This window comes from Variovorax sp. SPNA7, from assembly GCF_033807855.1.
Lineage (GTDB): Bacteria > Pseudomonadota > Gammaproteobacteria > Burkholderiales > Burkholderiaceae_C > Variovorax > Variovorax beijingensis.
Genome location: NZ_CP138513.1, coordinates 1,672,697 through 1,695,046, shown reverse-complemented (window position 1 = coordinate 1,695,046; position 22,350 = coordinate 1,672,697). Strand labels below are relative to the sequence as shown.

The window sequence follows — 22,350 nt, the reverse complement described above, 5'->3', positions numbered from 1 at the left end:
CAAGCGCTCTGGATGGTGCTCGGCGCCTTTTTGTTCGCCACCATGAGCGTGGTCGTGAAGATCGCCTCGGCCTGGTTCAACAGCGGCGAGATGGTGCTCGGGCGCGGCCTGATCGGCATCGTGTTCCTGTGGCTGCTGGCGCGCAACCGCGGCGTCTCCATGGCCACCCGCTACCCCGGCATGCACGCCTGGCGCAGCACCATCGGCGTGGTGTCGCTGGGCGCGTGGTTCTATGCCATTGCCCACATGCCGCTGGCCACGGCCGTCACGCTCAACTACATGAGCAGCGTGTGGATCGCGGCCTTCCTGGTCGGCGGCGCGCTGCTGGCCTGGGTGCCGGTGCCCGGGCGCGACGGGCGCATCGAGCGGCCGCCGCTGCAGGGCACGCTCGCGCTGACGGTGCTCGCCGGCTTTGTCGGCGTGGTGCTGATGCTCAAGCCCACGGTCAGCGGCAGCGACGGCTTCGCGGGAATGCTGGGCCTGCTGTCGGGCCTCACGGCCGCATTCGCCTACATGCAGGTGGTGGCGCTGTCGCGCATCGGCGAGCCGGAGCTGCGCACGGTGTTCTATTTCGCGGTGGGCTCCGCCGTGGCGGGCGCCTTTGCCACGGCCGCCACGGGGTTTTCGGGCGGAAATTCCTGGACGTGGCAGCATGCGCTGTGGCTGCTGCCGATCGGCCTTTTGGCGGCCCTCGGGCAGCTTTGCATGACGCGCGCCTACGCCACGGCCAAGACGCAGGCCGGCACGCTCGTGGTGGCCAACCTGCAGTACTCCGGCATCATCTTTGCGGCGTTGTACAGCGTGGTGCTGTTCGACGACCGCATCGACGCCGCCGGCTGGGCCGGCATGGCGCTCATCATCGTGAGCGGCATCGCGGCCACCGTGCTGCGCCAGCGCGCAGTGCCCAAGGCGCCGGCCGAAGAACACTGATCCGCATCGACCCTCATCGACAACGAAGGAACCCCGCCATGTACACCACCCTCGTCAGCGTCGAACAACTCCAGCAGCTGCAGGCCGGCGACGCGCCCCTGATGGTCTTCGACTGCAGCTTCGATCTCATGAAGCCCGAAGCCGGCGCGCAGCAATATGCCGCCGCCCACGTTCCGGGCGCGGTGTACGCGAACCTCGACACCGACCTGAGCGCGAAGCACGGCGTGCCGGGCGCCCAGGGCGACGTGGTGGTCGCGCAGGAAGACGGCGTGCCGGCCTCGGGCGGGCGCCATCCGCTGCCGAGCCGCGAGAAGTTCGCGGCATGGCTGTCGAGCATCGGCTTTTCCAACGACATGCAGGCCGTGGTGTACGACCGCAACGGCGCCAACTATTGCGGCCGGCTCTGGTGGATGCTCAAGTGGATGGGTCACGACGCGGTGGCCGTGCTCGACGGCGGCCTGCAGGCCTGGCAGGCCGCAGGCGGCGAAGTCACGAGCCGCGAGGAGCCCGCGCACTTCCAGTCGAACTTCGTGACGGGCGAGCCGCTGGTGAAGCTCGTGACCACCGACGCCGTGGTGCGCCGGCTCGGCCAGCCTGACCAGAACCTGATCGACGCGCGTGCTGCTGCGCGTTATCGCGGAGAGGTGGAACCTCTGGACCCGATTGCGGGTCACATCCCCGGGGCTGTGAACCGGCCCTTCGCCGAGAACCTCGGCCCCGACGGCAAGTTCAAGCCGGCATCGCAATTGCGTGCCGAGTTCGAAGCGCTGCTCGCGGGACGCGATCCGGCGACGGTCGTCCACCATTGCGGCAGCGGCGTGAGCGCTGTGCCCAACCTGCTCGCGATGCAGATCGCGGGCCTTGGGACGACAGCGCTCTATGCCGGCAGCTGGAGCGAATGGAGCAACACGCCGGGGCTGCCGACCCGGCAAGGCGCAGAACCATGAAACAGATCCGACTTCGACGCATTTCATCCGGCTTCGCATTGGCCGCGGCACTGTTCGCCGCCCCCTTTCTTTCAGCGCAGGCGCAGCAGCAGCATGCGCACGTGCATGGGCAGCTCAAGCTCGACGTGGCGATCGACGGACCCACGGTCGTGATCGACATGGAGTCCCCGCTCGACAACATCGTCGGCTTCGAGCGCGCGCCCAAGACCGCTGCCGAGAAGAAGACCGCCGAAGACGCCATCGCCCAGCTGCGCGCAGCCGACAAGCTCTTTGCCATCGACCCGGCCGCCAACTGCAAGCTCGGCCCCGTCGAACTGCGCTCCAGCGCACTGGGCCTCGGCAACCCCGACCCCAGCGAGCCCGCGGGCCATGCCGACCTCGACGCCACCTTTTCGTTCAACTGCACCAATGCGGCCGCGGCAAAGTTCATCGACGTGAATCTTTTCTCCGCCTTCAAGGGCACGCGCCAGATCGATTCGCAGATTGCATCCGCCCAAGGCCAGTTCAAGCGCCAGCTCAAGCGCCCGGCCGGCGCGCAAGCCGCCCAGCCCGTTCGCCTGAACCTGGGCAAGTGACACTGTGAGCACCGTCCCCCAGGGCGAGGCCGCGCCGCCGCTGCGCGTGGTGCTCGCCGCCGAAGGGTTGCGCTTCTCGTGGCCCGGCATGCAAAAGCCTTGCATCGACATCGAGGCCTTGCGCATCACCGCGGGCGAGGCGGTCTTCCTGCACGGGCCGAGCGGCTGCGGCAAGAGCACGCTGCTCTCGCTTTTGGCCGGCGTGCTGGTGGCGGACGAAGGCCGTGTCACGCTGCTGGGGCACGACTGGTCGCAGCTCTCGGGCGCCGCACGCGACCGCTGCCGCGTTGCGCACGTTGGCTACATCTTCCAGCAGTTCAACCTGCTGCCCTACCTGAACGTGCTCGACAACGTGCTGCTGCCCTGCCGCTTCTCGCAGCGGCGCGAGTCCCAGGCCGCGCGCGGCGGCAGTGCGCGCGAAGAGGCCGAGCACCTGCTCGAGCAAATGGGGCTCGACCGCAACCTGTGGAAGCGCCAGGCGATGCAGCTCTCCGTGGGCCAGCAGCAGCGCGTGGCCGCCGCGCGCGCACTCATCGGCCAGCCCGAGGTGGTGATTGCCGACGAACCCACCTCGGCGCTCGACGAAGACCGGCGCGAAGCCTTCCTCGACGTGCTGCTGACGGCCTGCGCCGTGAACAACAGCGCGCTCGTGTTCGTGAGCCACGACCAGCGCATCGCGCAGCGCTTTGCGCGGCATGTGCTGCTGCCCGAGATCAACCGCGCGGCGCCGGCGGCCATGGCGGCGGACAGCTGAGATGAAGGCGCTTTTTTCCATCGCCTGGCGCAGCGCCTGGAACCGCCGCTTCACGCTGGCGCTCACGGTGTTCTCGATCGCGCTGTCGACCTTCCTCCTGCTCGGCGTGGAGCGCATTCGTACCGAGCTGCGCGAGAACTTCGCATCGTCCGTCTCGGGCACCGACCTGATCGTGGGTGCGCGCACCGGCTCCACGCAGTTGCTGCTGTACTCGGTGTTCCGCATCGGCGCGGCCACCAACAACATTTCCTGGAAGAGCGTGCAGGCCCTGGCCGCGCACCGCGGCGTCGAATGGGTGGTGCCGCTTTCGCTCGGCGATTCGCATCGCGGCTTCGCGGTGCTCGCCACCTCGCCCGAATACTTCACACGCTTTCGCTACGGCAACCGCCAGTCGCTCGCGCTGCGCGAGGGCAAGCCCTTCAGCGCGCTGTTCGATGCGGTGGTGGGCGCCGAGGTGGCCGACAAGCTCGGCTACCACGTCGGCCAGAAAATCACGCTGGCGCACGGAAGCGGCGAACTCAACGCGGCCGAGCATGCCGACAAACCCTTCACCGTGGTGGGCGTGCTCGCGCGCACCGGCACGCCGGTCGACCGCACGGTGCACATCGGCCTCGAAGCCATGGAAGCCATCCACCTCGAATGGGTGGGCGGCGCGCCGATGCCGGGCGTCAAGATCCCGGCCGAACAGGTGCGCAAGTTCGACCTCACGCCCAAGAACGTGACGGCCGCGCTCGTGGGCCTGCAGAACCGCTCTGCCGTGTTCGGCGTGCAGCGCTGGATTTCCACCTACACCGGCGAGCCGCTGATGGCCATCCTGCCCGGCGTGGCGCTCGACGAGCTGTGGAGCGTGATCGGCATCGGCGAGAACGCGCTGCTGCTGATGTCGGCGCTGGTGGCGCTGGTGAGCCTTGCGGGGCTGGTGTCCGTGGTGATGGCGGGGCTGAACGAAAGGCGGCGCGAGCTGGCCGTGCTGCGCGCCGTGGGCGCCGGCCTGCGCCATGTGCTGGCGCTGCTCGCGCTCGAGGGCGCCATGGTCACCGTGCTGGGCGTGGCCTTCGGCGTGGTGATGGCGGTGCTCGGCATCGCCCTGCTCGCGCCATGGCTGCAGGCGCAGTTCGGGCTGACGTTGAGCCTTTCGCCACCTACACTGAACGAATGGCTGCTGATGGCGAGCCTGCTGGTCGCGGGCTGGCTGGCGAGCCTCTTGCCCGGCATCCGGGCCTATCGGCTCTCTCTTGCCGACGGCCTTTCCCCGAGGATTTAAACCATGCGCATCGCGAAGAAGAACTCCACGATCAACGCCTTCACGCGGCTTTCGATGCTGCTGGCTGGCGCCGGCCTTGCCGCCGCCACATGGGCCGCCGATCCGGCGCCCAAGGACACGACCGCATCGAACCCGCTCGGCGGCAAGGCCGCACCGCCTGCCGCCGCGGCCAAGGCCCCGCCGGGCCAGCCGCGCCAGATCACCTGGGAAGAGCTCGTGCCCAAGGACTGGGACCCGGCCAAGGAATTCAAGGGCATCGACCTGAGCGCGCTCAACGACGGCGACCCGCGCGCCAACGAGCTGCTCATGAAGATGCAGGAAGTGTCGAACAACGCGCCGACCAACCCGGCCATGAACGGCGCGGACATCAAGATCCCGGGCTTCATCGTGCCGCTCGAGGAAGCGAAGGGCGAAGTGACCGAGTTCCTGCTCGTGCCCTACTTCGGCGCCTGCATCCACACGCCACCGCCGCCGGCCAACCAGATCCTGCACGTGGTCACGCCCAAGGGCGCCAAGTTCCGCGCCATGGACACCGTGTGGGTCACCGGCAAGCTGCAGACCCTGCGCAACGATTCGATGATGGGCGTGAGCGGCTACCACGTGAACGCGACGAGCGTCAGCAAGTACACGGGCGGCGCCAAGTAGAGCGCCTCCGGCGCTTGTGGTTCTGCGCCGACAGCGCAGGCGGCGCAACACCGACACAGACCGTTGCATCGACGATGCAGGCTGGCGTCATCGCCACAAGCGGCGCGCCGTTGAAGAGTTTCGAGGGCGCGACCACTGTGCGCCCATAGGAACTCCAGATGACAACATCACTGCGCCGCACGCCGGTCGCGCGACTCCTGACGATCTCGCTGTGCATCGGCGCGCTCGCCATCGCCGGCTGCAACAAGACCGACAGCACGCCTTCGGCCCCGGCACCTGCGCCCGCACCTCCAGCGGCCGCCGCGCCGGCACCCGCACCGGCCGCTCCCGCGCCAGCGGCCTACACGCCGCCGTCGGCCGAGCAGCTCTACCAGCTGGTCGCTCCCATTGCGCTGTACCCCGACAAGCTGGTGGCGCAGGTGCTGGCCGGCGCCACCTATCCCGACCAGGTCACCGCCGCGCACGGCTGGCTCGCGCAGAACGCAACGCTCAAGGGCGGTCCGCTCGCCGACGCGGCCAACCAGCAGCCCTGGGACCCGAGCGTGAAGTCGCTCACCGCATTCCGCCCGGTGCTCGACCAGATGGCCGGCAACATCGCATGGACCGAAGCGCTCGGACAGGCCTACTACAACGATCCGGCCGACGTGATGAACGCGATCCAGGTCATGCGCCAGCGCGCCTCGGCGGCGGGCCGGCTCAAGAACAACGACAAGCTGCGCGTGGCCAGCGCCGCCACGCCGCGCAACTACGCGCCGGCGCCGGACATGCAGCCCGTCTATGCAGGCCCTGCCGTGGTCGAGCCGCCGCCGCAGTTCATCACCATCGAGCCCGCGCGTCCCGACGTCGTCTACGTGCCGAGCTACGACCCGCAGAGCATCTACGGCGAACCCGTGCCCGTGTACCCCGGCTATGCGTACACCCCGCCGGTCGAGGTTGCGCCCGGCTACAGCCGCGGACAGGTGGCGGCGGCCGGCGCATTCACCTTCGGACTCGGCGTGGTGGTGGGCGCCGCACTCGAACGGCACGACTGGGGCTGGCGTTCATGGGACGTGAACTGGGGCGCGCCGCGTTACCGGGATCGCGACCGCGACCGCGCGGTGCAGCCGGCCTATGCGCGGCCCGCGGTGGTCTACAACAACAGCACCTACATCTCGCGCTCGACGACCGTGGTCAACAACGTGCGCAACGTCTACAACAACAACGCGCCGGGCCTGCCCCCGCCGCAGAACGCCCAGTTCGCACAGCAACAGCAACAGCAACGGGAGCAGCAGGCACGGCAGCAGCAAGCCTTCATGCGCCAGCAGCAGGAGCAGCAGCAAGCCGCACAACAAGCCCAGCAGCTGCAGGCCCGCCAGCGCCAGCAGGAACAGCAGGAGCGGCAGGCACGCCTTCAGCAGCAACAGCAGCAAGACCGGTTGCAGCGCCAGCAAGCACAGCAGGCGCAGCAACAGGCACGGCAACAGGCACAACAGCAGGAGCGACTGGCGCGGCAACAGGCGCGCAACACGCCCCCGCAAGCGCCGCAGGCCTTGCTTCAACAACAGCAGCAGGACCAGGCACGGCGGCAGCAGGCGGCCCAGCAGCAACAGCAGCAGGCGCGCGCCGCCAGCCAGGCGCAACAGCAACAGGCCATGCAGGAGCGCCAGCAACAAAGGCAATCGGCGCAGCAGGAGCAATCACGGCGCCAGCAGATGCAGCAGCAGCAAGCCCAGCAACAGGCCCGCGTACTCCAGCAGCAGCAGGCGCAACAGCAACAGGTGCAACGACAGCAGGCGCAGCAACAGGCCCGACAACAGCAGCATCAAGAGCAATTGCAGCGGCAGCAACAACAGGCGCAAGCGGCGCGCCAGCAACAGCAACAGCAACAACAACGGCAGCAGGCGATGCAACAACAGCAGCAGCAACGCCAACAGCAACAGGCTCAGCAGCAAGCGCAGCAGGCGCAGCAAATCCGCCAGCAGCAGCAACAGGCCCAGCAGCACGCGGCCGCCGCAGCAGCAGCGGCCCATCGCCGCCCGCCCGGCCGCCCCGGCGAACCTCCCAAGGACCAGCCCTGAGGGCCGCCGCCGCGAGGCCCGCTACTGCTTGCCGATTTCCGTCAGCAGCCGAGTGACAAGATAAAGGCGCGGCACGATCGAGTCGACCTCGATGTATTCGTCGCGTGCGTGATAGCCGAAGCCCGCCAGGCCGAAGCTCTCGACCACCGTGGCCTTGCCCGAACGGCCCGCATAGCCCGCGTCGGTGCCGCCGCCAGTCATTGGCGTGAGCGCGAGTTCGCGATCGATTTCCTGGTAGATGGCCCGGGCCTTCTCGGCCAGTGCGCGGCCCTTCTCGCCCGCCACAAAAGCCGGGCGGCCCACCTCCACCTTGAGCGTGGTCTCGGTGTCAGGCACCAGCTTGCCGCTCGCGAGCTTCGCCTGCAATGCAGCCTCCAGCTTCTTCTCGGCGCCGGGCTGCGTGATGCGGATGTCGCCGAGTGCCTGCGCCTTCTCGGTGATCTGGTTGATCGGACCGGTGGCGCGCGCCACGGTCCAGTTGAGTGCGACCCCGGGGATGTCCTTCGCCACGTCCCGGGTCTGCAGCAACTGGTACGACAGCTCGTACAGGGCGTTGCGACCCAGTTCGGGTGCTGCACCCGCATGCGATGCCCGGCCCTTCACTTCGAGCGTGGCCTGCGCGATGCCTGCCGCGCCCAGCAGCAGCGATTCGCCCTTGGCCACCGACTTGGCGGCGGTCGGTTCGAAGGACAGCACCGTGTCGTGCTGATCGGCCATGGTCGCGATGAGCTCGCCGGAGCCGACCGAGCCCACCTCTTCGTCGGGGTTCATGAGCACCGTGAGCGTGTCGTAGTCGCGCCAGCCCGCATCGGCCAGGATCTTCAGCGAAGCCATCATGACCGCGAGCCCGCCCTTGTCGTCCGCGATGCCCGGTCCGTAGATGCGGTTGCCATCGACCTTGTAGGGCTGGCTGCCCAGGATGCCGGCGGCGTACACCGTGTCCATGTGGCCCTGCAGCATGATCCTGCGCTTGCCCGTGCCCTTGAGGGTGCCGATGACGATGTCGGCGCCCGCGCCGGCCGTGGCCTTGCGCCGCTCGACCTTGAACCCCGCGGACTTGAGCCGCGCCTCTACCGCATCGGCCATCTTGAGCAGGCCGTCGACATTCAGGCTGCCCGATTCGATCTGCACCATCTCCTTGAGGCTCTCGATCACCGCGGGCTGGGCCTTTTCGGCGGCGGCGAGCAGCTTTGCGTCGGGCGCGGCGTGCGCCGCGACGGCCGCACCGAGGGCCAGGCCGCAGCCCAGTGCAACGGAACGCAGGGTGAAGAAAGGCGAAGAGCGCATGGTCATGTGAGTTCTCTTTTCATGGAGTGAGTCGCGGGCGCCAGCATAGCGGTCCGATGCAGGGCATCGGTACGCCTCCGCGACATCAGGCCGCGCGTGCAACGCCACCGATCACATCACCTCTTGCGAGCCACGATGCAAGGGCAATCGTCCTTGCCCTTCGTCGCGTGGCTTTCAATGGCAAGAACATCGAAACCCGCGGCATCCATGTGCCGGCTCAGGTCCTGCGCCCCAAAGACTCCGGCATGGGGCGCCTTGCCGATCGCGCGCATGGCGGGCAGCAAGGCAAGCCGGACGAGCGGATTCATGTCCCGGACACAGGGCGTCCTGGAAATGAACAATCCCTGCGCCCCAAGCAGGGCGTGGATGCAGCGCAGCGTGCCGGGCAGGTCGCGCACCAGATGGAGATAGTCGAACCCCAGGACGACATCGAAGCGCGCGGCTTCCTGCATGAGCGCCTCGGCGGTTGCCGTGCGGAAGACAAGCGCCGGGACCGGCGCGGCGGCGTGCCTCTCGTTGGCGATCGCGATCATTCCCGCGGAGAGATCCGTCGCAACATATTGCCGCACATGGCCCGCGATCCTGAGCGCCGCCGTCCCCGTTCCACAGCCCAGTTCCAGCACGCTGGCGTCCGGCTCCAGCAGCGCACGGGTCCGCTCCAGCGTGTGCTCGAACCCGGCCGGGTCCGCGATTGGGCTCCTCGCGTACCTGCGCGCAGTCCGGTCCCAGAACGCGGCGTCGCTCGCCAGGCTCATGGCGGGCAGCCTTTCAGCCCTTGCGGTGCGCCGGCGTTTTCTTCTTCGCGGGCGCGGCCTTGCGCGCCGGCGCCTTCAGCGCAGGCGCCTCGCGCGCGGACTGCATGTGCCCGCTCTCGCCGATGGTCATGCCGACGATTCGCGCGAGCTGCCGGCTCACGCTGATATACGCGTGGCCGAGCCGGCTGTCGAAATACAGCGAATCGCCGCGCGCCATGCGCACCACTTCGCCGTTCTCGAAGTGCACCTCGATCTCGCCCGACAGCACATAGGCGAACTCCTCGCCCGCATGTCGCACGAAGTCTTCCGGCCCATGGATGCGCCGCGCATGCACCGTGCCCACGATGGGGCTCATCTGCTTGCCGGCTGCCGTGGTGCCGAGAAACTCGTAGGCGATCGAGAGGCCGCGGTACACCACGCCCTTGCCGGCGCGCGTGACCACCGGCCCGTCGAACTGCGCGGGCTTGACGCCGGCGCCCGCGAACATGGCGTTCATGTCCATCTCCAGCGCACGGCCGAGCGCGGTGAAGTTCTCGTAGCCCAGCGCGAGCTGGCCGCGCTCGGCGCGCGAGATGGTGGTGATCGACACGCCCGATCGCTCGGCCAGCTGCGCCAGCGTCCAGCCGAAGCGCTTGCGCGCGGCGCGCAGGCGATGTCCGAAGGTGGTGCGGTCGAGCGTGGGCGCCTCGTCCTTCGGCCTTGTTCCCGGCTTGGTCCCTGTGTGTGGATTCACGCTTGGCTTTCTCTTGTGATGCAGCGCAATTCTGCCAGCCCGGTGCCGCGCCATCCATGGCGGCCCGGATGACGCGGGCCCGGAATTTGCGTATGCGCAAATTGCGTTCGCGCAAATTTCACCGATGCGGTGCACCATGGTTTCCCCTTGGTGCCTTCTATTTTATTTGCGTATCCGCAAATTTCTACCTACACTTTTCGCCGATGACTGCAAACTCTCCAGCGCCCACGGTGGCCGACTACCTTGTGATTGGCGGCGGCATTGCCGGGGCTTCGGTGGCCCACTGGCTCGCGCCGCATGCCCGCGTGATCCTGCTCGAACGCGAAGCCCAGCCGGGCTACCACTCCACCGGCCGCTCGGCCGCGCTCTTCATGGAAAGCTATGGCACCGCGCAGGTGCGCGCTCTCACCATGGCGAGCCGCGCCTTTCTCGAGCACCCACCCGAAGGCTTTTCCGAACACCCGCTGCTCACGCCGCGCGGCGCGATGATGGTCGCGAGCACCGAGCACCTGCCGGAGCTCGAAGCCCACTGGAACGTGCTGCGCGCCATGAACACCGGCGCCACGCGCCTGGGCAGCGAAGAAGCGCTCGCGATGGTGCCTGCGCTCAGGCCCGAGCAGGTGGCCGGCGCCGTCTACGAGCCCGACGCCGCCGACATGGACGTGCACGCCATCCACCAGGGCTACCTGCGCGGCATGCGGCAGGCCGGCGGCAGGCTGGTGTGCGATGCCGGCGTGACGGCCATCGAACGCATCGGCGAGCGCTGGCGCGTGACGGCCGGCGCCGCCGTGTACGAAGCGCCGGTGCTGCTCAACGCCGCGGGAGCCTGGGTCGACACCATCGCGCAGATGGCGGGCGTGCAGCCCATCGGCATCGAGCCGCGTCGGCGCTCGGCCTTCGTCTTCGCGCCGCCCGAAGGCAGCAGCGTCGCGCACTGGCCCATGGTGTTCGGCGCCGACGAAGGCTGGTACATCAAGCCCGATGCCGGCATGCTGCTCGGCTCGCCGGCCAATGCCGACCTGGTCGAGCCGCAGGACGTGCAGCCCGAGGAGCTGGACATCGCCTTCGCGATCCACCGCATCGAGGAAGCGACCACGCTCGCCATCCGCCGGCCCGCGCGCACCTGGGCCGGCCTGCGCTCCTTCGTGGCCGACGGCGACCTGGTGGGCGGCTTCGATCCCGACGCACCGGGCTTCTTCTGGGTTGCGGCGCAGGGCGGCTACGGCATCCAGACCTCGGCGGCCATGGGCGAAGCCTGCGCCGCGCTGGCGCGCGGGCTGCCGCTGCCCGAACGCATCGCGGGCTTCGGCCTCACGGCCGAGATGCTCGGGCCGAAGCGGCTGCGCACGGCCGCCGCCGGCTGACACGAACACTCCCACAACCACAGAGACAAACCCATGCGTGTCTTCAGCGCCTCCCTGGCCACCGAAACCAACACCTTCGGCCCGATGCCGACCGGCCTTGCCTCCTTCAAGGACCGCGGCTACTTTCCGGCCGGCCAGCACCCGGATGCGATGACGCTGTTCTCGGGCCCGCTGTGGGCCGCACGCATGCGCGGCGCCGACCGCGGCTGGGAGCTGTTCGAGGGCATGGTGGCCGGCGCGCAGCCCAGCGGCACCACCACGCGCCACGCCTACGAAACGCTGCGCGACGAGCTGCTGGCCGACCTGCGTGCGGTGCTGCCGGTCGACATGGTGCTGCTCGGGCTGCACGGCGCGATGGTGGCCGATGGCTACGACGACTGCGAGGGCGACCTGCTCGCGCGCGTGCGGCAGATCGTCGGGCCCGGCGTGGTGGTCGGCGCGGAGCTCGATCCGCACAACCACCTCACGCCCCAGATGGTCGACAACGCCGACCTGATGATCTCGTTCAAGGAATATCCGCACACCGACGTGCTCGAGCGCGGGCTGGAGCTGGTGGACATCTGCGCCGCCATGGCCGAAGGCAAGGTGAAGCCGGTGGCCGCGGTGGTCGACTGCGACATGATCGTCACCGTGCACACCTCGCGCGAACCTGCGCGCGGCTTCGTCGAGCGCATGCAGTCGCTCGAAGGCAAGGACGGCGTGCTGTCGATCTCGCTCACGCACGGCTTCTCGTGGGGCGACGTGCCCGAGATGGGCACCAAGGTACTTGTCTACACCGACGGCGACCAGGCCAAGGCCGATGCGCTGGCCCGCCAGCTTGCCGACGAAGTCATCGCCATGCGCGACGGGCTCGCCATCGACTACCCCGGCATCGACGCCTCGCTCGACCAGGCACTGGCCTTCGACGGCGGCCCGGTGGTGCTGTCCGACGGCGCCGACAACCCCGGCGGCGGCGCAGCCAGCGACTCCACCTTCATCCTGCGCCGCATGGTCGAGCGCGGCATCACGAACGCGGCCATCGGCCCGATGTGGGACCCGATCGCGGTGCGCATTGCCTTCGATGCGGGCGTGGGCGCCAAGCTCGCGATGCGCATCGGCGGCAAGATCAGCCCGCTCTCGGGCGACCCGATCGACCTCGACTGCACCGTGAAGGCGCTCAAGCACGACTTGGTGATGACGGGCCTCGCGGGCACGCCCACGCTCATGGGCGACAGCGCGCTGGTCGAGGCCAACGGCATCGAGATCGTGCTGATCACGCTGCGCAACCAGGCCATGGGCACCGACCTGTTCACCCAACTCGGATGCGACCTCGCGGCCAAGAAGATCGTCGTGGTGAAGTCGTCGCAGCACTTCTATGCCTCGTACTCGAAGGTCGCGAAGCACGTGATCTACGCCGGCGCGCCGGGCGCCGTGACGCTCGACCTCAACACCCTGCCCTACCGAAAAGCCCGCCTTCCCAAGTGGCCCATCGGAGTTGCCGCCTGATCCTGTTTATTGCCCCACCGGAGAACCGATGATGAAACGACGAACGCTTGCCGCCCTTGCCACCCTGGCGCTTTCGGCCGCGTGCCTGCCGGCGCTCGCCCAGACGCCGCCCAAGACGCTCAAGGTGGTGGCGCATGCCGACCTGAAGATCCTCGACCCGACCTTCACCACGGCCTACATCTCGCGCAACTTCGGCTACATGGTCTACGACACGCTGTTCGCGCAGGATGCGAACGGCAAGCCGCAGCCGCAGATGGCCGAGAAGTACACCTCCTCCAAGGACGGCAAGCAGTGGAGCTTCACGCTGCGCCCGGGCCTGAAGTTCTCCGACGGCGCCGCCGTGACCTCGGCCGATGCCATTGCCTCGCTGCAGCGCTGGGCCGCGCGCGACAGCATCGGCCGCGCCATGGTGGCGGGCGGCGCCGAGTGGAAGGCGGTGGATGCGCGCACCTTCACGCTCACGCTCGCCGAGCCCTTCGGCCTGGTGCTCGAGGGCCTGGCCAAGCCCTCGAGCTTTCCGCCCGTGATCCTGCCCGAGCGGCTCGCGAAGATGCCCGCCACGGCGCCGCTGCCCGAGGTCATCGGCTCGGGCCCCTTCATCTTCAAGCGCGACGAATGGGTGCCGGGCAACAAGACCGTGTTCGTGCGCAACCCCAACTACGTGCCGCGCAGCGAAGCGCCGAGCGGCCTGGCCGGCAGCAAGAAGACCAGCTTCGACCGCGTCGAATGGCTCTACCTGCCCGACGCCAACAGCGCCATTGCGGCGCTCAAGCGCGGCGAGGTCGACCTGGTGGAGCAGGTCCCGCCCGACTACATCGCGCCGCTGCGCACCGACCCCGGCGTGAAGATCGGGTCGGGTGGCACCTACCAGGGCTTCCTGGTCATGAACCACCTGCTGCCGCCCTTCAACAACCCGAAGGTGCGCCAGGCGCTGCTGCAGGCCGTGAGCCAGGAACGCATCGTTGCGGCCATGGGCTATCCGCTGGACATGCGCATGGCCTACTGCCAGACCTTCTTCATCTGCGGCAGCCCCAACGACACCGCCGCGGGCGCCGAGCCCTACCGCAAGGCCGACGTGGCCAAGGCCAGGAAGATGCTCGCGGACGCGGGCTACAAGGGCGAGAAGGTCACCATCCTGGTGCCGAGCGACGTCACCTACCTCAACGCCGAAGCGCTGATGGCCGCGCAGACCATGCGCAGCATCGGCATGAACGTCGATGCGCAAACCATGGACTGGGCCTCCATCGGCGCGCGCCGCGCCAAGCGCGATGCGCCGGAGGCCGGTGGCTGGAACATGTACGTCACCGTGGCGGGCGAGTTCGACGTCAACTCCCCCATCACCAACGCCTACCTGAGCGCGGCCTGCGGCAACACCCTGCCCGGCTGGCCCTGCGACAAGCCGCTCGACGAGCTGCGCAACGCCTGGCTGAAGGAAACCGTGCCGGCCAAGCGCCGCGAGATCCTCGACGCCTTCCAGGCCCGTGCCTACGAAACAGTGCCCTACATCAACGCGGGCCAGTACACGGCCGCGTTTGCCGCCCGCGCCAGCCTCAAGGGCACCGACAAGCTCTGGGCCGGCATGCCGACGGTCTGGATGCTCGACAAGTAAGCGGCATCGCACGGCAGCACCATGGGCTACATCCTCAGGCGATTTCTCTCGACGCTGCCCGTGATGGCAGTGGTGGCGGTGGTGGTGTTCCTGCTGATCCACCTGTCGCCCGGCGACCCGGCGGCGCTGATCGCGGGCGACCTGGCCTCCGTCGAAGACATCGAGAAGCTGCGCGCCGCACTGGGCCTGAACCTGCCGCTGTGGCAGCAGTTCGCGATCTGGCTCGGCAAGCTCTTCACGGGCGACCTCGGCACCTCGATCTTCACGCAGGTGCCGGTGGCGCAGCTGCTCGCGCAGCGGCTGGAGCCCACGGTGTCGATCGCGGTGCTGACCATGGCGCTCACGCTGGTGCTCGCGGTGCCGCTGGGCACGCTCGCGGCCTACCGCGCGGGCAGCTGGATCGACCGGCTCGTGATGCTGTTCGCGGTGCTCGCGTTCTCGGTGCCGGTGTTCCTGGTGGGCTACCTGCTGATCTACGCCTTCGCGATCCAGCTGCCGTGGTTTCCGGTGCAGGGCTACGTTCGCTTCTCCGACAGCCCCGGCCAGTGGCTGCGCGGCCTGGTGCTGCCCTGCGTGAACCTGGCGCTGGTGTACATCGCGCTCGTCACGCGCATGACGCGCGCCACCGTGCTCGAGGTGCTGCATGAAGACTACATCCGCACCGCGCGCGCCAAGGGCCTGGGCGTGCTGCCGGTGCTGGGCCATGCGCTGCGCAACGCGGCCATTCCCATCGCCACCACGGTGGGCGTGGGCATCGCGCTCCTGATCGGTGGCGTGGTGGTGACGGAGACGGTGTTCGCCATTCCGGGCGTGGGCCGCCTCGTGATCGATTCGGTGCAGCGCCACGACTATCCGGTGATCCAGAGCGTGCTGCTGCTGTCGGCCGGCGTGTACGTGCTGATCAACCTGCTGATCGACCTGAGCTACCGCTTGTTCGATCCGCGCATCACGTACTAGATGAACTCATGTCCACCGTACTTCCGATGAGTGAACTTCCACCGCCCGTTGCCATTGCCGTGGCCGACGAAGCGCCCTTCGCGCCGCCGCGCTGGCGCTGGGTGCGCAAGCATCCGACGCTGATCGTCGGCGGGCTGCTGCTGGTTGTAGTGGCCGCCGTCTCCATCTGCGCGCCCTGGATCGCCACCTTCGATCCGCAGGACATCGATCCGCTCGCGCGCATGCAGCCGCCCTCGGCCGAGCACCTGTTCGGCACCGACGCGCTCGGCCGCGACGTGTTCAGCCGCGCCGTGTGGGGCGGTCAGGTGTCGATGATCGTGGGCGCCTCGGTCGCGCTGCTCGCCACTTTCTTCGGCGTGCTGATCGGCCTTTTCGCGGGCTTCGTGCGCTGGGCCGACGGGCCGGTGATGCGCGTGATGGACGGGCTCATGGCCATTCCCGGCATCCTGCTGGCCATTGCGCTCATGGCGGTGACGCGTGCCAGCCTCACGACGGTGATCGTCGCCATCACGGTGCCGGAGATCCCGCGCGTGGTGCGGCTGGTGCGCTCGCTCGCGCTCACCCTGCGCGAGCAGTTGTATGTCGAGGCCGCGCATGCGGTCGGCACGCGGCTGCCGGTGATCCTGCTGCGCCACGTGTTGCCCAACATGGTGGCGCCGCTGATCGTGCAATCGACATTCGTGGCCGCGGCCGCCGTGCTGACCGAAGCGGCGCTCTCCTTCCTTGGCGTGGGCGTGCCGGCGCAGACGCCGAGCTGGGGCAACATGATGGCCGAGGGCCGCAACTTCGTGGCGGTGGCGTTCCACATCATCCTGTACCCGGGCCTGCTGCTGGCGGCCACGGTGCTGGCGATCAACCTGCTGGGCGACGGCCTGCGCGACGCGCTCGACCCGCGCCTGGCGCGGCAGCTGTGAGGCCATCCATGGCACCCAGGTCCCACCTTGCGCTCGCGCCCGGCGAGCCCCTGCTCGAAGTCGACAACCTGCGCACTCATTTCCATACGCTGGCCGGCGTGGTGCGCTCGGTCGATGGCGTTTCGTACACCGTGCGCGCGGGCCGCACGCTCGGCGTGGTCGGCGAATCGGGCTGCGGCAAGAGCGTGACCGCCCTCTCGATCCTGCGGCTGGTGCCCACGCCGCCGGGCCGCCACACGGGTGCCGTGCGCCTGCGCGGCACCGACCTGATGCAGCTCAGCGAACGCGAGATGCGGCAAATCCGCGGCAACCGCATCTCGATGATCTTCCAGGAGCCGATGACCTCGCTGAACCCGGTGCTCACCGTGGGCCGGCAGATCGCCGAGACGGTGCAGCTGCACCAGAAGGCCAGCCGCGCCGACGCGCTGCAGCGCGCGGTCGAGATGCTGCGCGTGGTGCAGATCCCCGAGCCCGAGCGGCGCGTGAACGAGTATCCGCACCAGCTCTCTGGCGGCATGCGCCAGCGCGTGATGATCGCGCTGGCCCTGGCCTGCAACCCCGAGGTGCTGATTGCCGACGAACCCACCACCGCGCTCGACGTGACGATCCAGGCGCAGATCCTCGACCTCATCAAGCGGCTGCAGAAAGAGCTCGGCATGGGCGTGGTGATGATCACGCACGACCTCGGCGTGGTGGCCGAGAGCTGCGACCGCGTGGTCGTGATGTATGCCGGCAAGAAGGTGGAAGAGGCCGACGTGGTCGACCTGTTCGACCGGCCGCTGCACCCCTACACGCGCGCGCTGATGGCCTCGATGCCGTCGATGAACACCGCGAGCACGCGGCTGGCCGAGATCCCGGGACTGGTGCCGGCCGCGCACGAGCTGGGCCGCGGCTGCGCCTTTGCGGCGCGCTGCAGCCAGGCGCGCGAGCGCTGCCGCGCCGAGACGCCGCAGCTCACGCAACAAGGTGGCGACCACGTGGTGGCCTGCTTCGCCGTCGAAGAACAATGGGCCGATGCCGGCGAGGTGAGCGCATGACCACGACAACCGCAGCCCCGCTGCTCCAGGTGCGCAACCTGCGCAAGCACTACATCTCGCCCAAGCGCTGGCTGCGGCCGGCCAGGCCGGCGATCCAGGCGGTCGATGGCGTCTCGTTCTCGGTGGCGCGCGGCGAAACGCTGTCGCTGGTCGGCGAATCGGGCTGCGGCAAGACGACCACCGCCAAGTCGGTGATGCGGCTGGTCGAGCCGACCTCGGGCTCGGTACAGCTCGAAGGCGAGGAACTGCTGACGCTCTCTGCCAACGAGATGCGGCTGCGCCGGCGCCAGTTGCAGATCATCTTCCAGGACCCTTATGCCTCGCTCAACCCGCGCCTCACGGCCGGCGACATCGTGGCCGAGCCGATGCGCAACTTCAGCAGCTTCGGTGCGGGCACGGCGGCCGAGCGGCGCGAACGCGTGCAGTGGCTGTTCTCGCGCGTGGGCCTCAGGCCCGAGGCGGCGAAGAAGTTTCCGCACGAGTTCTCGGGCGGCCAGCGGCAGCGTCTGGGCATTGCGCGCGCGCTGGCGCTCAACCCCAAGCTGATCGTCTGCGACGAGCCGGTGTCCGCGCTCGACGTGTCGGTGCAGGCGCAGGTGGTGAACCTGCTGATGGACCTGCAGGCCGAGTTCGGCATTGCCTACCTGTTCGTCGCGCACGACCTTGCCGTGGTGCGCCACATCAGCCACCGCGTGGCCGTGATGTACCTCGGCCACATCGTCGAGATCGCCGACCGGAACACGCTCTTCTCCGCGCCGCTGCACCCGTACACCGAGATCCTTCTCTCGGCCGTGCCCGTGCCCAACCCGCGCACACCGGCGCGCCGCATGCTGCTGCAGGGCGACCCGCCGAGCCCGGCCAATCCGCCTTCGGGCTGCCGCTTCCACACGCGCTGCCCGATGGCGCAGGCGGTGTGCAAGGAACAGGTGCCCGATCTGACGGAACGGCCGTCGTCTTCCAATGGCGGGCATTGGGTGGCTTGCCACTTTCGCTGAGGTGAAGACTTGGATGCCGCTTGTTCAGGGCGTCGCTCCCGCCGACGGGGTACCTTGCTCCGCGAATGTCCTCCGGCCTGCGGCCTCCCCCTTGATTTCGCTGCGCAAGGCACCCCATCAGCGGGAGCGTAATCAGAGCACTGGTTGATCAGCGGTACACCACGAGCGTGCCCAGTGCACAGGGCATCGGGTGCTCCCCGCAGCGAAATAAAGGAGGAGGCCGCAGGCCGGGGGACATTCGCGGAGGGGAGTACCCGGTGGCCTGTGCACACGCCCTGAACAAGAGCTCAAAAGAAATAACACCCGAAAGGACCGACACATGAACGAACCCCACTACGACCTGCTGATCCGCGGCGGCACCGTGATCGACGGCACCAAGGCGCCGCGCTTCGAGGCCGACGTGGGCATCGCCCGCGGCCGCATCGCCGCCATCGGCAATCTCGCAGGCCACACCGCCGACCGGACGCTCGACGCCACCGGCCGCATCGTCGCGCCGGGCTTCATCGACTCGCACACGCACGACGACCAGGCCGTGCTGTCGCAGGCGCAGATGCCGTTCAAGGTGTCGCAGGGCGTGACCACCGTCATTGCGGGCAACTGCGGTATCAGCGCCGCGCCGCTGCGCGAGGACATGGAGCTGCCGATGCCGCTGAGCCTGCTCGAGTCGCCGGCCGAGGGCCGCTTCACGAGCTTCGCGGCCTACCTCGATGCGCTGCGCGCCACGCCATCGTCCGTGAACGTGGCCGCGATGGTCGGGCATTCGACCCTGCGCGCCGTGGTCATGTCCGACCTCGACCGCCCTGCCAACGACGCCGAGATCGCCGCGATGCAGGCGCTGGTCGAGGAAGCGATGCAGGCCGGCGCGATCGGCCTGTCGACCGGCACCTTCTATCCGCCGGCCGTCAAGGCGACGACCGAGGAGATCATCGAGGTCGCCCGCCCGCTCAGCGCGCGCAAGGCCCTCTACGTGACACACATGCGCGACGAAGCGGACCGCGTGATGGAGTCGCTCGAAGAAACCTTCCACATCGGCCGCGCGCTCGGCATCCCCGTGGTGGTGTCGCACCACAAGGTGCAGAACGCGCAGAACTTCGGCAAGAGCAAGGTCACGCTGCCCTTCATCAAGGAAGCGATGCGCCACCAGTGCATCGGGCTCGACTGCTATCCCTACACCGCAGGCTCCACCATGATCCGCACCGACCGCGGCATGATCGACGGCCGCGTGCTGATTGCATCGAGCGTGCCGCACCCCGAATGCGCCGGGCGCGACCTGAAGGACATCGCGGCCGAATGGGGCGTGTCCGGCGAAGAGGCGGCGAAGCGGCTTTCGCCCGGCAGCGCGATCTATTTCATGATGGACGAGGACGACGTGCAGCGCATCCTCGCCTTCGAGGACACCATGATCGGCTCCGACGGCATTCCGCTCGGCGAGAAGCCGCATCCGCGGCTCTGGGGCACCTTCCCGCGCGTGCTGGGCCACTACAGCCGCGACGTCGGCCTGTTTCCGCTGGAGACGGCGGTGTGGAAGATGACCGGGCTCACCGCGCGCAACTTCGGGCTGCACGAGCGCGGCGCGCTGAAACCGGGCCACCATGCGGACGTGGTGGTCTTCGATGCCCAGGCGGTGCGCGACACGGCCAGCTACGCGTCGCCGACGCAGCCGGCCGAAGGCATCGATGCGGTGATCGTGAACGGCGCCGTCACCTGGCAGCACGGCGCGCACAGCGGCGCACGCAACGGGCAGGTGATCACGCGGCGCGACGCGGCGGCCTGACGGAGATCAGTCGGGGGCGTTCATCACGCGGTCGAACTCCTCGTCGGCCGGAACGTTGTCGGCGTCGAGCTCGCTCGCATCGGTGAGATCGATGCCGGTTTCCTCCGACAGGTCGTCGGAGATTTCGCTGTCGGTCTCCTCGAAGTCGTCGGCTGGCGTGTTGTCGTCGTCTTCGTCGGACGACGAGGCGGAACGCGCGGTGGCGTCGACGTGAATCATGATCGGCTCCTCAGGCTGAATACGGAACGAGCCCCTATAGTGCGCCTGTTTCGGCCATTCCGGTTCACCTGGAGCGCGGCGTCGGTGTCGGAAAGTTTCGCGCACCGGCGCCGGCGGCCCTGCCTTCAGTCCTTGTGGACGTGGCCGTGTTCCCCGTGGCCTTCGTCGTGGCCATGGTCGCCATGGCCGTGCTCGCCGTGCGCCAGCCGGCTCACCAGCGAGACCAGCGCGATGCCCACCACCAGCCACACGATCTGCGCCGCGGTCTGCCGCGCGGGCAGCCGCTTCTGCAGTTGGGGAATCAGGTCGGCCAGCGCCACGTAGACGAAGCTGCTGCTGGCCAGCACCAGGAAGTACGGCAGCCAGCCGTGCAGTTGGTCGACCAGCCACCATCCCACGATGCCGCCGAGCATGGTCATGGTGCCGGCCAGCGACACCTTGACGATGGCCGCACGCTGGTTGGGCGAGCTCTGGCGCAGCACGACCAGGTCGCCGATGTGGTGCGGAACCTCGTGCGCCAGCACGGCCACGGCCGCCACCAGGCCCAGGCGGATGTCCGCGATGAAGGCCGACGCGATCAAAATGCCGTCGCCGAAACAGTGCACGCTGTCGCCGGTGAGCACGGCCCAGCCGCCGCCCATGCGGGGCGCGTGGGCGTGCGCATGGCCATGGTCGTGATCGTGGGCATGGCCGTGATCGCCATGATGGTGCTCGTGCCCGTGGTGCCAGAGCTCGGCCTTGTCCAGCAGGAAGAAGAACACCAGCCCGAACAGCAGCACGCCGAACAGCAGCGCGGGCTCGATGCGGCTTTCGAAGGCTTCCGGCAACAGGTGCATGAACGCGGTGGCCAGCAGCGCGCCCGCGGCCAGGCTCAGCAGGTGCTGCGAATTCACCCCGCCCGAGCCGTTGCGGACGCCCACGCGCAAGAGCAATGCGGCCAGCCACACGCTTCCGATGCCGGCAACCAGGGTCGCCGCGATGATCACTATCAAATTCATAGCTGCTTGCGCAATGTCGATGGGCATTGATGCCCGATACCGTTCATAAAAAGAGAAAGGCCGTCACTGGGACGGCCTTCGGCGGTGGGTGGCTGCTGGCTGCCCGTCAGGCGACGCCATTGGCTTTGAACCAGGCCGTGGCGCGCTGCCACCCGTCTTCGGCCGCGCTTTTCACGTAGCTCGGGCGGTAGTCGGCATGGAACGCATGGCCTGCTTCGGGATACACGACGAAGCTCGAAGCCTTGGCCGCCGGGGTTCCGGTGGCGAGGGCGGCCTTCATCTTATCAACCGTGTCAAGGGGAATGCCCTGGTCCTTGCCGCCGTAGAGGCCGAGCACCGGCGCCTGCAGGCTGGCCGCGACGTCGACCGGGTGCCTGGGCGCGAGTTCGCTCGGCTGGCCGACCAGCCGCCCGTACCAGGCCACGCCGGCCTTGACCTTGCCGGTGGCCGCATAGAGCCACACGATGCGCCCGCCCCAGCAGAAGCCGGTGATGCCGGCCTTGGCCACGTTGCCGCCATTGGCCGCGGCGTAGGCCAGCGCGCCGTCGAGGTCGGCCATGACCTGCGCATCGGGCACCTTGCTCACGATGTCGGCCTGCAGCTTGGGAATGTCGGTGTAGCCGCGCGGATCGCCCTGGCGCGCATAGAGTTCGGGCGCAATGGCCAGGTAGCCGAGCTTGGCGAAGCGGCGGCAGGTGTCGGCGATGTATTCGTGCACGCCGAAGATCTCCTGGATCACCAGGATCACGGGCAGGCCCGTCTTGCCGGCGGGCGCGGCCGCATAGGCCGGCACCTCGAAGCCATTGACGGTGTACTTGATCGGCCCGGCCTTCAGGCCCTCGGCCGAGGTGCTGATGGCGGTCTGCGCCATGACCGGCATGACCGCGGCCGCGTAGCCCACGCCAATGGCGGCCTTGAGCGCGGTGCGGCGCGTGGCGCCCTGCTCCGTGCTCTCGCCGGGGCGAAGCGAATCGAAATCGGAACGGCTGTCGTCGCGAAGGGACATGGGTAGGGCTCCAGTTGAATCGTCGGACAAGGGGGCATGCGTGAA

21 protein-coding genes are annotated in these 22,350 nt (G+C 68.6%); 15 read left to right on the top strand and 6 right to left on the bottom strand.

The window, feature by feature from the left end:
- Positions 1-12 precede the first annotated feature (12 nt).
- The 7 genes from RZE77_RS07770 (at position 13) to RZE77_RS07740 (ending at position 7,172) form a co-directional block, all read left to right on the top strand.
- Positions 13-930 carry a DMT family transporter gene (locus tag RZE77_RS07770; RefSeq protein ID WP_319442319.1) on the top strand — a complete coding sequence of 306 codons (918 nt, stop codon included), beginning with the start codon at positions 13-15 and terminating at the stop codon, positions 928-930.
- 38 nt (positions 931-968) lie between these two features.
- On the top strand, positions 969-1,877 hold the full coding sequence (locus RZE77_RS07765) for a sulfurtransferase (RefSeq protein WP_319441361.1): 909 nt from the start codon (positions 969-971) through the stop codon (positions 1,875-1,877).
- Positions 1,874-2,452, top strand: a complete 579-nt coding sequence (locus tag RZE77_RS07760; RefSeq protein ID WP_319441360.1) for a DUF2796 domain-containing protein — start codon at positions 1,874-1,876, stop codon at positions 2,450-2,452. Before RZE77_RS07765 ends, RZE77_RS07760 begins: the two co-directional genes overlap by 4 nt.
- 4 nt (positions 2,453-2,456) lie before the next feature.
- Positions 2,457-3,206, top strand: coding sequence for an ABC transporter ATP-binding protein (locus RZE77_RS07755; RefSeq protein ID WP_319441359.1), 750 nt, complete (start codon positions 2,457-2,459; stop codon positions 3,204-3,206).
- A 1-nt stretch (position 3,207) separates the two neighbouring features.
- Positions 3,208-4,470, top strand: coding sequence for an ABC transporter permease (locus tag RZE77_RS07750; RefSeq protein ID WP_319441358.1), 1,263 nt, complete (start codon positions 3,208-3,210; stop codon positions 4,468-4,470).
- A 3-nt stretch (positions 4,471-4,473) separates the two neighbouring features.
- A complete protein-coding gene (locus tag RZE77_RS07745; RefSeq protein ID WP_319441357.1) occupies positions 4,474-5,115 on the top strand; it encodes a DUF3299 domain-containing protein in 642 nt (213 codons plus the stop codon).
- A 158-nt stretch (positions 5,116-5,273) separates the two neighbouring features.
- Positions 5,274-7,172, top strand: a complete 1,899-nt coding sequence (locus RZE77_RS07740) for a DUF3300 domain-containing protein (protein ID WP_319441356.1) — start codon at positions 5,274-5,276, stop codon at positions 7,170-7,172.
- Between the two features lie 21 nt (positions 7,173-7,193).
- Here the strand turns inward: RZE77_RS07740 and RZE77_RS07735 are convergent, their stop codons facing one another.
- From RZE77_RS07735 to RZE77_RS07725, 3 genes are all read right to left on the bottom strand, one after another.
- Positions 7,194-8,465: a glutamate carboxypeptidase gene (locus RZE77_RS07735; protein ID WP_319441355.1), complete on the bottom strand. Its 1,272-nt coding sequence runs from the start codon at positions 8,463-8,465 to the stop codon at positions 7,194-7,196.
- A gap of 110 nt (positions 8,466-8,575) precedes the next feature.
- On the bottom strand, positions 8,576-9,214 hold the full coding sequence (locus RZE77_RS07730) for a class I SAM-dependent methyltransferase (protein ID WP_319441354.1): 639 nt from the start codon (positions 9,212-9,214) through the stop codon (positions 8,576-8,578).
- A 13-nt stretch (positions 9,215-9,227) separates the two neighbouring features.
- On the bottom strand, positions 9,228-9,947 hold the full coding sequence (locus RZE77_RS07725; protein WP_319441353.1) for a helix-turn-helix domain-containing protein: 720 nt from the start codon (positions 9,945-9,947) through the stop codon (positions 9,228-9,230).
- 203 nt (positions 9,948-10,150) lie between these two features.
- On the opposite strand from RZE77_RS07725, the gene RZE77_RS07720 reads away from it, so the two are divergent.
- From RZE77_RS07720 to RZE77_RS07685, 8 genes are all read left to right on the top strand, one after another.
- Positions 10,151-11,311, top strand: a complete 1,161-nt coding sequence (locus RZE77_RS07720; RefSeq protein ID WP_319441352.1) for an NAD(P)/FAD-dependent oxidoreductase — start codon at positions 10,151-10,153, stop codon at positions 11,309-11,311.
- Between the two features lie 33 nt (positions 11,312-11,344).
- On the top strand, positions 11,345-12,796 hold the full coding sequence (locus tag RZE77_RS07715; RefSeq protein ID WP_319441351.1) for a M81 family metallopeptidase: 1,452 nt from the start codon (positions 11,345-11,347) through the stop codon (positions 12,794-12,796).
- Between the two features lie 31 nt (positions 12,797-12,827).
- Positions 12,828-14,405 carry an ABC transporter substrate-binding protein gene (locus RZE77_RS07710; RefSeq protein WP_319442318.1) on the top strand — a complete coding sequence of 526 codons (1,578 nt, stop codon included), beginning with the start codon at positions 12,828-12,830 and terminating at the stop codon, positions 14,403-14,405.
- 21 nt (positions 14,406-14,426) lie between these two features.
- Positions 14,427-15,362 (top strand): ABC transporter permease, encoded by a 936-nt coding sequence (locus RZE77_RS07705; RefSeq protein WP_012746698.1) that lies wholly within the window; start codon positions 14,427-14,429, stop codon positions 15,360-15,362.
- Between the two features lie 26 nt (positions 15,363-15,388).
- Positions 15,389-16,276: an ABC transporter permease gene (locus RZE77_RS07700; RefSeq protein ID WP_319441350.1), complete on the top strand. Its 888-nt coding sequence runs from the start codon at positions 15,389-15,391 to the stop codon at positions 16,274-16,276.
- Between the two features lie 8 nt (positions 16,277-16,284).
- Positions 16,285-17,313 carry an ABC transporter ATP-binding protein gene (locus RZE77_RS07695; RefSeq protein WP_319441349.1) on the top strand — a complete coding sequence of 343 codons (1,029 nt, stop codon included), beginning with the start codon at positions 16,285-16,287 and terminating at the stop codon, positions 17,311-17,313.
- Positions 17,310-18,308 carry an ABC transporter ATP-binding protein gene (locus tag RZE77_RS07690; protein WP_319441348.1) on the top strand — a complete coding sequence of 333 codons (999 nt, stop codon included), beginning with the start codon at positions 17,310-17,312 and terminating at the stop codon, positions 18,306-18,308. Before RZE77_RS07695 ends, RZE77_RS07690 begins: the two co-directional genes overlap by 4 nt.
- 319 nt (positions 18,309-18,627) lie before the next feature.
- Positions 18,628-20,082, top strand: coding sequence for an N-acyl-D-amino-acid deacylase family protein (locus RZE77_RS07685; protein ID WP_319441347.1), 1,455 nt, complete (start codon positions 18,628-18,630; stop codon positions 20,080-20,082).
- A 6-nt stretch (positions 20,083-20,088) separates the two neighbouring features.
- On the opposite strand, the gene RZE77_RS07680 is transcribed toward RZE77_RS07685, so the two are convergent.
- The 3 genes from RZE77_RS07680 to RZE77_RS07670 all read right to left on the bottom strand — a co-directional run bounded on the left by RZE77_RS07680 (position 20,089) and on the right by RZE77_RS07670 (position 22,305).
- The gene (locus tag RZE77_RS07680; RefSeq protein WP_012746693.1) at positions 20,089-20,301 is read right to left on the bottom strand and encodes a hypothetical protein; all 213 of its coding nucleotides are present in this window, start codon (positions 20,299-20,301) and stop codon (positions 20,089-20,091) included.
- 125 nt (positions 20,302-20,426) lie between these two features.
- Positions 20,427-21,299, bottom strand: coding sequence for a ZIP family metal transporter (locus RZE77_RS07675; protein ID WP_319441346.1), 873 nt, complete (start codon positions 21,297-21,299; stop codon positions 20,427-20,429).
- Between the two features lie 106 nt (positions 21,300-21,405).
- The gene (locus RZE77_RS07670; RefSeq protein WP_319441345.1) at positions 21,406-22,305 is read right to left on the bottom strand and encodes a dienelactone hydrolase family protein; all 900 of its coding nucleotides are present in this window, start codon (positions 22,303-22,305) and stop codon (positions 21,406-21,408) included.
- Positions 22,306-22,350: the final 45 nt, after the last annotated feature.

What these genes read in the sequence shown, in the direction of transcription:
- RZE77_RS07770 (WP_319442319.1), top strand. Translation starts at nt 13, where the DNA reads ATGGTGCTCGGCGCCTTTTTGTTCGCCACCATGAGCGTGGTCGTGAAG.
- RZE77_RS07765 (WP_319441361.1), top strand. Translation starts at nt 969, where the DNA reads ATGTACACCACCCTCGTCAGCGTCGAACAACTCCAGCAGCTGCAGGCC.
- RZE77_RS07760 (WP_319441360.1), top strand. Translation starts at nt 1,874, where the DNA reads ATGAAACAGATCCGACTTCGACGCATTTCATCCGGCTTCGCATTGGCC.
- RZE77_RS07750 (WP_319441358.1), top strand. Translation starts at nt 3,208, where the DNA reads ATGAAGGCGCTTTTTTCCATCGCCTGGCGCAGCGCCTGGAACCGCCGC.
- RZE77_RS07745 (WP_319441357.1), top strand. Translation starts at nt 4,474, where the DNA reads ATGCGCATCGCGAAGAAGAACTCCACGATCAACGCCTTCACGCGGCTT.
- RZE77_RS07740 (WP_319441356.1), top strand. Translation starts at nt 5,274, where the DNA reads ATGACAACATCACTGCGCCGCACGCCGGTCGCGCGACTCCTGACGATC.
- RZE77_RS07735 (WP_319441355.1), bottom strand. Translation starts at nt 8,465, where the DNA reads ATGACCATGCGCTCTTCGCCTTTCTTCACCCTGCGTTCCGTTGCACTG.
- RZE77_RS07730 (WP_319441354.1), bottom strand. Translation starts at nt 9,214, where the DNA reads ATGAGCCTGGCGAGCGACGCCGCGTTCTGGGACCGGACTGCGCGCAGG.
- RZE77_RS07720 (WP_319441352.1), top strand. Translation starts at nt 10,151, where the DNA reads ATGACTGCAAACTCTCCAGCGCCCACGGTGGCCGACTACCTTGTGATT.
- RZE77_RS07715 (WP_319441351.1), top strand. Translation starts at nt 11,345, where the DNA reads ATGCGTGTCTTCAGCGCCTCCCTGGCCACCGAAACCAACACCTTCGGC.
- RZE77_RS07710 (WP_319442318.1), top strand. Translation starts at nt 12,828, where the DNA reads ATGAAACGACGAACGCTTGCCGCCCTTGCCACCCTGGCGCTTTCGGCC.
- RZE77_RS07705 (WP_012746698.1), top strand. Translation starts at nt 14,427, where the DNA reads ATGGGCTACATCCTCAGGCGATTTCTCTCGACGCTGCCCGTGATGGCA.
- RZE77_RS07700 (WP_319441350.1), top strand. Translation starts at nt 15,389, where the DNA reads ATGAGTGAACTTCCACCGCCCGTTGCCATTGCCGTGGCCGACGAAGCG.
- RZE77_RS07695 (WP_319441349.1), top strand. Translation starts at nt 16,285, where the DNA reads ATGGCACCCAGGTCCCACCTTGCGCTCGCGCCCGGCGAGCCCCTGCTC.
- RZE77_RS07690 (WP_319441348.1), top strand. Translation starts at nt 17,310, where the DNA reads ATGACCACGACAACCGCAGCCCCGCTGCTCCAGGTGCGCAACCTGCGC.
- RZE77_RS07685 (WP_319441347.1), top strand. Translation starts at nt 18,628, where the DNA reads ATGAACGAACCCCACTACGACCTGCTGATCCGCGGCGGCACCGTGATC.
- RZE77_RS07680 (WP_012746693.1), bottom strand. Translation starts at nt 20,301, where the DNA reads ATGATTCACGTCGACGCCACCGCGCGTTCCGCCTCGTCGTCCGACGAA.
- RZE77_RS07675 (WP_319441346.1), bottom strand. Translation starts at nt 21,299, where the DNA reads ATGAATTTGATAGTGATCATCGCGGCGACCCTGGTTGCCGGCATCGGA.
- RZE77_RS07670 (WP_319441345.1), bottom strand. Translation starts at nt 22,305, where the DNA reads ATGTCCCTTCGCGACGACAGCCGTTCCGATTTCGATTCGCTTCGCCCC.